The sequence below is a fragment of the Paenibacillus sp. FSL W8-0186 genome, assembly GCF_037969765.1.
GTDB lineage: Bacteria > Bacillota > Bacilli > Paenibacillales > Paenibacillaceae > Fontibacillus > Fontibacillus woosongensis.
Genome location: NZ_CP150207.1, coordinates 1,603,950 through 1,615,795, shown reverse-complemented (window position 1 = coordinate 1,615,795; position 11,846 = coordinate 1,603,950). Strand labels below are relative to the sequence as shown.

Genomic DNA, 11,846 nt, shown 5'->3' with positions numbered 1-11,846 from the left:
CTGTGTACACAAAGGCTCGAACGTTTCCTCCGCTGGCATTACCCAGATCAGGTATTACGGTCGACAGCGCATTAGCTATCCTCTCAGCCTGGTTGGCCCAAGCTCCCGTTTATTCAATTCACCAATATATAATATATGGAAAATAAGGAATTATCAACCCCAAACTAGAATTCCTTCATCAGCCTCAAACAACAAAAAACCTCCTAGTTCCTTTCCTCTCCGGACAAGGAATTAGAAGGCTTACGATTTTTGACGTGTTTTGCCCAAACCGTCAGATCTTCAGCTCCCCAAGCTTAATCAGCTCGACAACCGCCTGCGCACGACCTTTTACGTTCAATTTCTGCATGACATTAGAAATATGATTTCGTACGGTCTTCTCGCTAATGAATAATTGCCCCGCAATGTCGCGCGTCGTTTTATCCTGCACGAGGAGTTCAAAAACTTCCCGCTCACGATGAGTCAACAGAAATTTGCTGTTACGATCGCTGCTTTTCAAAATGCGTCACCCCTCCTTGCTCGGGTTTTGTGGTATAACAAGGTTAAGGGATACAGTCAAAACATATTATGAAAAACAGCGAGTAAGCGTGCGATACAAAGCAAAAATGGGCTGCTTTTGGCAGCCCATTCCTCATTTGAAGGCCATAGCGGCATAAATGGCTTTTTTCCAGCCATTGTAGAGCGATTCACGCTCATCTTCCGGCATTGTCGGTTCAAATCGCCGTTCCAAGCTCCAAATGCGGCGAATTTCTTCAAGATCCCGCCAATAACCGACGGCAAGCCCGGCCAGATAGGCTGCGCCTAGCGCGGTCGTCTCGCGCACAGCCGGACGTTCCACCGGAACATCGAGAATATCGCTTTGGAATGCCATCAGGAACGTATTCGATACCGCTCCCCCGTCTACCCGCATTGTATTCACCTTGTAGCCGCAATCCTTCTCCATCGCCACTAGAATGTCTTTGGTCTGATAAGCCAAGGATTCAAGGGTTGCGCGGATAAAATGCTCCTTACTCGTTCCCCGAGTGAGGCCAAATACAGCGCCTCGAACGTCGCTGTCCCAATATGGGCTGCCTAAGCCGACAAAGGCCGGCACGACGTATACCCCCTCCGTGGACTGGACGCGTTCGGCATACCTTTCGCTGTCCTTCGACTCCCTAAACATCCGCAAACCGTCTCTTAGCCATTGTATGGCTGAACCGGAGACGAAGATACTTCCCTCAAGCGCATACTCAACCTTGCCGCCGATCCCCCAGGCAATCGATGTAATGAGGCCATGACCCGACGAGACTGGCTGATCGCCCGTATTCATCAGCATGAAGCAGCCTGTGCCGTACGTCGTTTTTACCATGCCCCGCTCGAAGCAGTTTTGTCCGAATAAAGCGGCCTGCTGGTCGCCCGCAGCTCCCGCAATCGGCACCTCATGTCCAAAGAAATGGTAAGGCGCCGTCCGTCCGTAAACCTCAGAAGATGAGCGTACTTCGGGAAGCATGGCTTTCGGAACTTGAAGCAGCTCCAGAAGTTCGTCATCCCAGCATAGCTCATGAATGTTATACATCAAGGTCCTCGATGCGTTGGAGTAGTCGGTCACATGCACCTGGCCGCCGGTCAGCTTCCAAATGAGCCAGGAATCGATCGTACCGAAGAGCAGCTCTCCCTTTTCTGCACGCTCCCTTGCTCCCTCGACATGATCCAGAATCCACTTCACTTTCGTCCCTGAGAAGTAGGGATCGATCAGCAGTCCCGTCTTTTGCTGGAATACTGGATTATGGCCCGCCGCCATCAGCTCCTCGCAAATATCCGCCGTCTGCCGGGATTGCCATACAACGGCATTATAGATATGATTTCCGGTCTCCTTCTCCCAAATGATCGTTGTTTCCCTTTGGTTCGTGATGCCGATGCCGGCCACCTGTCCCGGCTTTACCCCTGACTCCGACAAGCAGGAAGCGATCACCGCGAGAGTGGAACCCCAAATTTCATTGGGATTATGCTCCACCCACCCTGGCTTTGGAAAATATTGCGGAAATTCGCGCTGCGCCAAATGTACGATCTCCCCTTGCTTGTTAAACAGAATCGCCCGCGTACTCGTAGTTCCCTGGTCAAGAGCAAGTATATATTGTTCCATAAACATCCTCCGCTCCTTGGTCTTTGCTCAATTTTGCTATTACCCGAGCCCAACATGCTCTCCCTTTCAAGTTCCAGCATCATTTAAAATTGCAGAATTCCAATACATTAAAGATTTAAAATTCGGAAATATTAACCTTATTCTACCTCGTTAGCGGATTGCGTTACAAATGAAAAAACACCCCCGAACCAGTAAAGTTCTGACGTGATGGTTTGTCCAAGGATTTTCCGCACTAAGCATCAGCTAGCACGTCAAACCCTGAATTACCTAGGTTCAACAAGTCATTTAAAGCAACGTATGTATCATTAAGCCAAAAGTATCTCTAAGTAACTAAATTTCTTAAGAAGACTAAAGTATCTTATGCGCAAAATAGCACCAATCGACCGGGAAGCTAACGGACATCAAAGCACTTATTCCCGCTTTTTGCTGATTTTGACGAGCTTACGGACACAGATGCTCTTATCTGCCAAAAAACGCATGTCGTAGACCTATTTTAGGCAAATAGCGGAACTACGCTCCCTTAACGTTGCATTAGGCAACTTTTTGCCTAAATAGCGGAACTACGGTCCGTTGGCGCTGCATTCGGCAGCCTCTCCAACATGGTGGAACCCGCTCCTCCACACTTTCAGCGAAACAAAAAAAGCACCCTCAAGGGTGCTTAATCGCTCTGACCATATACAAGAACTCCAAACTTAATTTCAAAATATCCCGATGACATCGTCAATGCGAGCAAATCCGCATAATATACAAACAACCAGCCGGGCTGGGAACAGGCATCCAGCCACTTCCTAGGATCTATCCGATTCCCTTTCTAGGCTTCACCAGCTTCTTTCTCTTTAAGGCGTAAACGCCCCACCTCATCAAACTTATTAATAACGCGTTCCAGCACTTCCTTCTCATTCTCATCCAGGCAAGCGAAGTAATTGGCCAGCACTTCCCTGGATTTCTTCCGCGCCTTATCATACACTTCCTTGCCATGCTCTGTAACGGATAACAGCACGGCACGGCGATCCTGTTCATCATGCCTGCGTTCGACGTATCCGTTCTGAACGAGACGGTCAAGCATAACCGTGATCGCGCTCGGCTTCACGACCAGTGCCTCCGCCAAATAAGTGACATTGCAGCTCCGCTCCTTCGCTATGAGCGACAGCATATGGAACTGAGGCCCCGTTAACGGCAGATCGCGGTGCTGCATGATTTCGTTTTGCAGCTTCTTGACGACTACCGAAAACTTCGATTGGAGCCGGTCTATATAGTGATCGAGATTCGGATCCACGCTATTCCTCCTCATCGGATTTAATACGGATAACACCGGTAAGCTTAAGCAAATATTAGTGTATTATGCGATTCTTAAAAATACAAGGAATTCGTTTCAAAAGTGTCACTTGGGTGTAATAAAACACCTTGCATTATAAAGTGGAATAATTTATTATGTACTAAAATAGTTTTCATGATACTTGATAAATTCACGAAAATTATTTTCATTGACTTATTGTGTATCTGCTACAGGAAAGAAGGTGAACTTGCATTCTTACTCCTATTCTGCATGCGTTGTCTACACAACTGAACAGCTTGCCGCCCCAAGAAAGACGACTGGCAGAACACATTCTAAACGCCCCTAGTTCCGTCATCCATATGGGCATTACTGATCTCGCTGAGGAGTGCGGAATCAGTCCATCCACAGTGACAAGATTTTGCAAGTCGTTTCATTTCAAAGGGTTTCCCGATTTCAAAATGAAGCTGGCTTTTGAACTCGCTCACAAACCTTCAGAAAGCCACTACCAGGACATTATCGCGGGCAATGATCTGCACAGGATCGTCCAGGCCATGGAGGCAAATCATCTTGCTTCGATTACGGACACAACGCGGCTATTGAATATCAGCCAGCTCCAGAAAGCGGTAGAGATACTTTGCCGCGCTAAACGAATCGATCTTTATGGGGTGGCTACGTCCTCCGTCATCGCGCAGGATTTCTACCAGAAGCTTATTCGGATCGGCAAAAATTGTACTGCGTTTGCGGATTCACACATGCAGATCACTTCGGCATCCAGCTTAAGCGAAGGCGATGCGGCAATGGCAATCTCCTATTCTGGAGAAACGCCGGAGACGATAGATGCGCTGCGCTGTGCCAAAGACAGCGGTGCGATCACCCTTTCGTTAACCCAATACGGGAGCAGCACCCTTGCATCCCTGGCTGACATATCGCTGTTCTCTTCTTCGCTGGAGGAAGGAATGCGCCGGGGAGATATGGCTTCAAGAATTGCCCAACTGCATGTCATTGATATCCTATTCACGGGAATGGTAAGTCTGGAATTTACGGAATATACGCCCAAACTGAAAAATTCATACCAGAACGTTCAAATTTATCGCAAAAGTACAGGAGGCGAATAATATGTTTAATATCATTAAAGTAAACAATGAACAGCAATTCAATGAGACCGGAGCAGGAATTATTGCAAGCCTGCTGCAAACGAATCCACGGGCTGCATTAGGACTGGCTACTGGCGGGACTCCTGTCGGAGTATACCAGCATCTGATTGAGCTTCACAAGCAAGGGCTGGTCAGCTTCAAGGAAGTCCGCAGCTACAACCTGGATGAGTATATCGGCCTTGCGGAGGATCACTCAGAAAGCTACCGCAGATTCATGAACGAGAAATTGTTCAATCATGTAGACATCGATTTGAACAATACGCATGTGCCATCAGGCGTATCCGGTGATGGGCATAAAGCCGCAGAGGAATATACCCAGCTTCTAGAGCAAGCAGGACAAATCGATTTGCAGCTTCTTGGCCTTGGCCACAACGGCCATATCGGCTTCAACGAACCCGCAGACGAATTGAAGGCTGCGACACATGTTGTCGAGCTGGACGAGGTTACCCGCAAAGCTAATGCGCGTTACTTCAACTCCATCGACGAAGTGCCAACTCATGCGATTACGATGGGCATCGGCTCCATTCTGAAGGCGAAGCAAATTCTGCTGATGGCTAAAGGAGCAGACAAAGCTGAAATCGTGGCTAAAGCACTTAAGGGCCCTGTAACAACGCAATGTCCTGCCTCCCTCCTGCAGCTTCATCCAAACGTCGTCGTCATCGTCGACCAAGATGCCGGGAGGTTGCTATAACCATGACTGCCTCGAACCGGAGTTTTCAAATCACTCACGCCGAAGTCGTTACGCCAAAAGGCATAATACACGACGGCGCGGTGGTCGTAGAGGAAGGCTTAATTGCATACGTGGGCTCGACATCAGGAATGCCTTCGGATTCTCCGGCTTCGGCATCCAAGGTTGATGCTGAAGGAAGCTACGTGTTGCCAGGATTTATCGATATTCATGTTCACGGTGGCATGCTGGAGGATTTCTCCATTCCCAGCAAGAAAGCCTTCGACGCGATTACGAAGCTGCACTGCAGCCAAGGCACGACATCAATGCTTGCTACGACGATGACGATGCCGCAAGCTGTGATTGATGAAGTGCTTGAGAAAGTAAACGAGTATATGTCAAAAGACATGCCATATGCTCAGCTGGCAGGCGTTCATCTGGAAGGCCCCTTTATCAGCCCAAAATGGCCCGGTGCCCAAAATCCTTCACATATCGTGCCCCCTAACCGTTCCTGGGTGGAAGCGTGGAACAATAAATACCCTGGCCTAATCAAACAGGTAACCTTTGCCCCGGAAAGAGAAGGAGCGCTGGAGCTGACCCGATACCTTCGCAAAGAGGGCATCGTCGCAGCGGCGGGCCATACTGATGCCACTTACGAAGAGATTATGGCGGCCGTCCAGGTCGGGCTGCATCATGCCGTCCATACCTTCAATGCGATGACTCCGCTTCATCACCGCAAACCGGGTACGGCCGGTGCTGTCTTGAGCACTCCCGGGATCAGTGCGGAAATTATCGCTGACGGCATTCATGTGCACCATGCAGCCATCCGTCTTCTGGCTCAGGTGAAGAACGACAACAATCTGATTTTGATCACCGATGCCATGTCTGCGGCAGGGCTTGGGGACGGCGAATATATGCTTGGTGACCTTCCTGTTGTCGTTAAGGACAATGTATGTACCCTTAAAGACAGTGATAATACGCTTGCGGGCAGCACCCTGACTATGATCCGCGGCTTCCGCCATCTGGTTCGGGAAGTCGGCCTTTCGATCGAAAGAGCCTCGGAAGCAGCCAGTTTAAACCCTGCCAAACTGATCCGAATCGACCATTTTACCGGCTCCATCGAGACGGGGAAACAAGCTGATTTACTGCTTGTCGACCCGGATTTGAATTTGCAGGATACATGGGTCAAAGGACGGAAATTTGAAGTATAATCATAAAACATAATCAAAAGCAGCAGCCAAGGATTTAATAATATTCATCCTTTGAGCTGCTGCTTTTTTGTCACAGCACTATATACTTCTTATCGGGTTACTCCGCCCGAGAAGCCTGTACCGCTGCCTGTTCCTGTGCCGGTAGTACCGGACATGCCCGTGCCTGTACCCGTCGTTCCAGTACCAGTTGTTCCAGTACCCGTATTTCTGTATCCGCTCGGACCTGTCATCGTACCAGCACGTCCTGGAAAGATCCGGTTAACCAGATGCTCGAAATCTCTTACATGCCCCTGCAAAGTACCTCCAGTGCGATGCTGTGTCGCGTAGTTGCTGACGTGGGTCATAAACTCTGGATTGCCGGATACATGCACATTGCGAATATGGGGAGCCGTTTTCTTGACAACGCTGGAAATATGGTCCTTAACGCTTTGTGGCACATTATCAACCACCGTCCCAGTTCCCGTACCAAAACCGCGAGTAGTTCCTACACCATCCACCGTATTTCTGCCGCGCGTACTCTTCATTCCAATCATCCCATCAGTGCCGCCATTCATTCCGTTTACCCCTCTGTTTCCGCGGGTAGTCGTATCAAACAAACTTCCAGCTACACCAGAACGGCCCATCAGTCCTCCGCCAAGCCCATCATAATTTCTTCCACCAGCGGTCCCGTATCCCGTTCCATATCCTGTTCCGTACCCGGTTCCAGTCCCTGCTCCAATACCTGTCCCAGTTCCCGTACCTGTGCCATAACCCGTCGAACCTAATCCCATGCCAGTGCCTGGGCCGTATCCTATCGTGCCGTTTCCAAGGCCAGTCCCCGTTCTCGTTCCATAACCGTAACCTGTTCCCGTACCAAATCCAGCCGTACCGTTAGGGAAAGTACCTGGAGTTCTGCCAAGACCTGTAGTTCCCGTACCTGTCGTGCCGGTGCTTGTCATGCCATAATTGCTCATGCCTTGATTGCCAAATCTTGTAGTCCCTTGATTAACTCCACCGGCTCTTGTACCGGTACCTTGATGGCCCTGTCCATGAAGGGTTACCGCAACATAAGCATCGCGATCGGTAACCACAACATGAGCCGATTGAACCTCTCGCATCTGCGCTACTTTGTTGCTCAAAGCAGGGCTGTACTTCAACGAGTTGATACGCTCGCTTTGACCGTTGCCAAGACTCCGCGTGAAATTCCGATCGCCTGTTCTCAGGGAATTCACGTCGTAATTTCCGTTGTTGCGGACGCTTTGAGATCGCATGTTCGTATTATCGGTTCTAGTCCCGCAGCCCGTTAATCCGACCATTCCGGCAATAAGCGTTGCCGACAAAGACAAGCTAACAACTTTGGCTATTCGCATTTAGTCATCCCCCGTTTTTAAAGTGATGGATAATGAACATCCGTTAGGATGCTCCGGGGAAAGTCGCTGCATACAGGTAAACATACCCTCACCCTTATTTTTTCGGCGCGTACTATATGATATACATTTTTCGAGGTGACACATGATGAAGGTTCTGTTTACGTTTTATGTTCCCAGCGGAGGCGTGGAAACGTTAAATCGCCTGCGATGCGAAGCGCTTCGGGAAGTGGCCATCAAGGGACATCTTCTATATACAAGCACAGGTTCTGGTCTGCAGAACATCTCGGACATCCCAACTTTTATCTCCCCAACAGACCCTGAATTATTCAAAATACTTCAAATGTTTCAATACGATGCCATTATTGCCACTTCCGATTACCTTATGCCGCAAAGAATCCGCAAACTTAAATATACTGGCCCCATATTATTCGAAGCACAAGGGTTCGGAACAATGACAGCAGCCAAAAATACGCTAAACGAAGGAGCATCCATACTCCAGGCTAACTGTCAAGGAGTACTTATGCCCCCTACCCCGCATCTTCTTCAGTTAATTGACGAGTTTTGCCCCTCCCTCTCAAAATTTACTTTTCCTAACCCGCTTGATACTGTTAAATTTTGCTACCAGTCTGGAGAAGTTCCTTCAAAGCCTGTTATTGCATGGATTGGACGTCTCGAAATCAATAAAAACTGGGGCTTATTCCTGGAAATCGCCAAATCTCTGTTTGAGCTTAAACACAACTTGGAGTTCTGGGTATTTTTAGACGATATGCTCAGCCCAGAGGAAACACTTCAATTATTTTGGCAGAAGGTGCACTCTTATGGGCTACACGATCATATAAAAGTTCATGCGAATGCCCCACATGCCGCAATGCCGGGTTATTTATCTCAGGTGGGGGACTCTGGCGGCTTTCTCCTCTCCACCTCCGTACTTGAAGGATTCGGCTATGCCGTTGCAGAAGCGATCGCGTGCCGTTGTCCCGTGCTCAGCACGGATTCGGAAGGAGTGCGTTTTTTTATTCGGCATAACGAAACCGGCAAATTTTTTGATCGAGACAATGAAGATGACGCGGTGCAGCAAGCACTAGAGCTCATGGAAAATTTACAGTTGCGTGAGCATATCCGGAATCAAGGAGCCGAATATGTATTGAACTTCATGTCTCCGCAGCAATACGCCGCAGACTTCCGCAACATGCTGCTAAATTTAAAAGCGAAGCAGGGCTGATCCCGCTTCGCTTTTCTGTTATTGTCCTAAGCTTGAGGCCGAAGTAGATTATTGAATTTGGATCGGTTGGCTAGGAGCTGCGGATCCTGCGGCAAATACTGGAGCGCATGTTCATTATGCCAATCGGCCTTCTCCAGGTTCCCTAGTTTTGCATAACAGATACAAAGCCGGCAGTGGGGAAGCCAGGTGCGAAAGCTGCGATTCTCCATAAACCCAAGTACAAATTCCTCTGCGGTTTGGAGAGCCTGACGATACCAGTAGATCGCTGTCTCCCATTGTCCTCGTTCTTCGAAGCATCCACCGATCGCACAGCAAACTTCACTCTGCGGCGAATCGTATTGAAAGGAACGAAGAAGTGTCTCCAGCTTTTTCTCCTTCAACCCCAGGTTTTCGTAGCAGTCCGCCAATTTGATGCATGCCAGTACACAATCGCTCAGGGCATTTCCAGGCTGCAGCAGGAATCGATTCAAATGAACCACCGCTTCCTCCAATCGGCTTATATCTGCCAGCTCGCTCCCGTAATGCAACAACAGCCGCCCTTCCAGCTGGCCGCCAGAAGCAATCCATTTATCAATAATCCGTAAATTGCGTTCTGCATGCGAGCCCTGCCTCCGGTGGGCTACGGCGACATTGGCAAAACAAACCTCCGCTCCTGCAACGTCGATATATTCATGGACTATTCCGATCCATTTCAATTTTTTGTCCCTTCGGACAAGGCGATGCCTGCGGGATAAGACGAGAGGAATTCCCGCAGAATCAAAGGACAAACAGTAATCCATCATTACGACTTCTCTTTTTGGAGACAAACTCTCCTTAAGCTTCTTCAATTTCTCTTGATCTTCTGGCAATAAAATGTCGTCCGCATCCAGCCACATAATATACTCCTGGGTTGCCTGCTCGAATGAGTAATTTCTTGCAGCAGAGAAATCATCGCACCAAGGAAAATCATAAATTTTTGAAGTATACTTTTGGGCAATCTCTTTAGTTCTGTCTCGTGAGCCGGTGTCCACGATAATAATTTCATCAACAATGCCGCATACTGAATCTAAGCATTCCGGCAGAAATTTTTCTTCATCTTTGACGATCATGCATAAGCTTATTGAAATCAGGAGAGAAAGCCCCCTTCCCGGAGAAGGTCGACGATTTCCTGGTTGGTAATGAGACTGTCATTCGAATGATACTCATCAAAACTTACCCGTGGAAGATGATTGTATTGTTTGAACAGTAGGGCAGAAGGATTGGACGGAAGGATTACGAAGTATTGCTCGTTATATTTGTATGTGTACGGCGACTCATAACGGGAGACCAGTACTTCATGCAGCTTTTCCCCGGGCCTCATCCCGATTTCCTGCAAGGGAACGGTATGGCCTAAATAATGCTCGGCTAGCGCATCTGCAATGTCAGTAATACGGCAGGCTTTCATCTTCATGACAAACATCTCGCCGCCGATGGCCGATCTGGCAGCCTTGAGCAGCAATTCAATCGCCTCATTTATTGTAAGAAAAAACCGAGTCATCAGGCTATGGGTTAATGTGAGATCTCTACCCGATTGCAATTGCTGAATGAACAGCGGTACGACGCTGCCATTTGTCCCCAACACGTTGCCACCACGAATACAAGTAAACCGGGTATGCTCGCTTAAAAGGTTGGCATGAATCATCAACTTCTCGCCAATCGCCTTTGTCATACCGTACGTATTGATGGGATCTACCGCTTTATCGGTAGATACGTCAATAACCTTGGCTACCTTCTGGGCGATACTGGCGCGGATAACATTCTCCGTCCCCATAACATTCGTCTTCAAAGCCTCTGCTGGCTGATGTTCGCATACTGGAACGTGCTTCAATGCTGCCAAGTGAAATACATAATCTGTCCCTTTGCACCCAGACTCAACGGCGTCATAATCACGAACATCGCCAATAACGAATTTAAGCCGGGGGTCATTTCCGAAATCCCGCTGCATTTGCACTTGAGCATATTCATTACGGGAGAAAATCCGGATCTCTGCCGGATTCTCCCGGAGAAGTGTTCGAGTCAACGTCCTTCCCCACGATCCGGTGCCCCCGGTTACAAGAATAATTTTATCCTTAAACATTAAAGCACCTTCCTTTCTTTCGACCCGCCGGAGCTTGCCTTCCCTCTACAAACCGGACTTGTAATCCTGCAATACGGCCTTGATCTCCTCGTGCTTCATCCGCTGCTCCTCCGGTACCTTCTTAGGAGATGTATTCGTAGAATGCACGACGTTGACCCAATTGCGCCCAGCAAGCTTCTCATGCGGAAATTTGATGACATGGCCATGGTCTCTGACTGTATATCGGTCGCCCTTCAAATAACTTTGGACGTTGTAGATCAGTACGTAAAATTGCGGGGAAGCATAAAATTTCGGAGCCATTACGTTATGATCCCGATCCCAGTAGTAACCATGCTGATTAAGCAAAGCCCAGGTCTCAGGCTGATGCTGATATTCATGCAATCTTTGAAAATAAGTCCGATGGAGCAGATCATCCGAGTCTGTTCTGGCAATATATAATTCATCCGCTCCTTGAATGTATTCAGAAACCGCCTGATCAATCTCTCCGACAGGAACAAAGCGAATATTATCCGGCAAATCAATTTGAAGATCGCGAAGCACCTCATATATCACGTCATGCGATCTTGGGTCGTATTTAAGCATCGTGAGAAAATCCTGATTCGTTTGGTGCATTAGGCTATTCATCGTCAAATCCCGAAACAGCTTGATCCGATGCTCTACCCAAGGCCGGGTCAATCGATCCTTGCACATGCCCATGTTATTGAACCGAATATCGATAACCAGCCGCCTAGTCAAACCAATTCCTCCTATTCA

The 11,846-nt window shown here is 48.5% G+C and carries 11 protein-coding genes and 1 riboswitch; of the genes, 4 read left to right on the top strand and 7 right to left on the bottom strand.

Going from position 1 to position 11,846, the window contains the following annotated elements; all coding sequences use genetic code 11:
* Positions 1–7: 7 nt before the first annotated feature.
* Positions 8–119: riboswitch (TPP riboswitch) on the bottom strand.
* Between the two features lie 152 nt (positions 120–271).
* The 3 genes from MKX50_RS06930 to MKX50_RS06920 form a co-directional block, all read right to left on the bottom strand.
* Entirely contained in the window at positions 272–496 is a 225-nt protein-coding gene (locus MKX50_RS06930) for a LuxR C-terminal-related transcriptional regulator (protein ID WP_009225122.1), read from the bottom strand.
* A 132-nt stretch (positions 497–628) separates the two neighbouring features.
* Positions 629–2,119, bottom strand: coding sequence for a glycerol kinase GlpK (glpK, locus tag MKX50_RS06925; protein WP_339158916.1), 1,491 nt, complete (start codon positions 2,117–2,119; stop codon positions 629–631).
* 811 nt (positions 2,120–2,930) lie between these two features.
* Positions 2,931–3,395 (bottom strand): MarR family transcriptional regulator, encoded by a 465-nt coding sequence (locus tag MKX50_RS06920; protein ID WP_213589233.1) that lies wholly within the window; start codon positions 3,393–3,395, stop codon positions 2,931–2,933.
* 275 nt (positions 3,396–3,670) lie between these two features.
* On the opposite strand from MKX50_RS06920, the gene MKX50_RS06915 reads away from it, so the two are divergent.
* From MKX50_RS06915 to nagA, 3 genes are read left to right on the top strand one after another with little or no spacing between them, the layout of a single operon-like run.
* Entirely contained in the window at positions 3,671–4,510 is an 840-nt protein-coding gene (locus tag MKX50_RS06915; protein WP_339158914.1) for a MurR/RpiR family transcriptional regulator, read from the top strand.
* A 1-nt stretch (position 4,511) separates the two neighbouring features.
* A complete protein-coding gene (nagB, locus tag MKX50_RS06910; protein WP_155609497.1) occupies positions 4,512–5,240 on the top strand; it encodes a glucosamine-6-phosphate deaminase in 729 nt (242 codons plus the stop codon).
* Between the two features lie 2 nt (positions 5,241–5,242).
* Positions 5,243–6,427 (top strand): N-acetylglucosamine-6-phosphate deacetylase, encoded by a 1,185-nt coding sequence (gene nagA, locus MKX50_RS06905; protein WP_339158912.1) that lies wholly within the window; start codon positions 5,243–5,245, stop codon positions 6,425–6,427.
* 89 nt (positions 6,428–6,516) lie between these two features.
* On the opposite strand, the gene MKX50_RS06900 is transcribed toward nagA, so the two are convergent.
* Positions 6,517–7,776, bottom strand: coding sequence for a YhcN/YlaJ family sporulation lipoprotein (locus MKX50_RS06900; RefSeq protein ID WP_339158911.1), 1,260 nt, complete (start codon positions 7,774–7,776; stop codon positions 6,517–6,519).
* A gap of 142 nt (positions 7,777–7,918) precedes the next feature.
* Here MKX50_RS06900 and MKX50_RS06895 point away from each other — a divergent pair, with 142 nt between their 5' ends.
* Positions 7,919–8,998 carry a glycosyltransferase gene (locus MKX50_RS06895; protein WP_339158909.1) on the top strand — a complete coding sequence of 360 codons (1,080 nt, stop codon included), beginning with the start codon at positions 7,919–7,921 and terminating at the stop codon, positions 8,996–8,998.
* Positions 8,999–9,024: 26 nt separating this feature from the next.
* On the opposite strand, the gene MKX50_RS06890 is transcribed toward MKX50_RS06895, so the two are convergent.
* The 3 genes from MKX50_RS06890 to MKX50_RS06880 are packed head-to-tail and all read right to left on the bottom strand — an operon-like array spanning position 9,025 to position 11,828.
* Positions 9,025–10,086 carry a glycosyltransferase family 2 protein gene (locus MKX50_RS06890; protein ID WP_213589238.1) on the bottom strand — a complete coding sequence of 354 codons (1,062 nt, stop codon included), beginning with the start codon at positions 10,084–10,086 and terminating at the stop codon, positions 9,025–9,027.
* 17 nt (positions 10,087–10,103) lie between these two features.
* Positions 10,104–11,093 (bottom strand): polysaccharide biosynthesis protein, encoded by a 990-nt coding sequence (locus MKX50_RS06885; RefSeq protein ID WP_339158908.1) that lies wholly within the window; start codon positions 11,091–11,093, stop codon positions 10,104–10,106.
* Positions 11,094–11,138: 45 nt separating this feature from the next.
* A complete protein-coding gene (locus tag MKX50_RS06880) occupies positions 11,139–11,828 on the bottom strand; it encodes a glycosyltransferase (protein ID WP_213589242.1) in 690 nt (229 codons plus the stop codon).
* Positions 11,829–11,846: the final 18 nt, after the last annotated feature.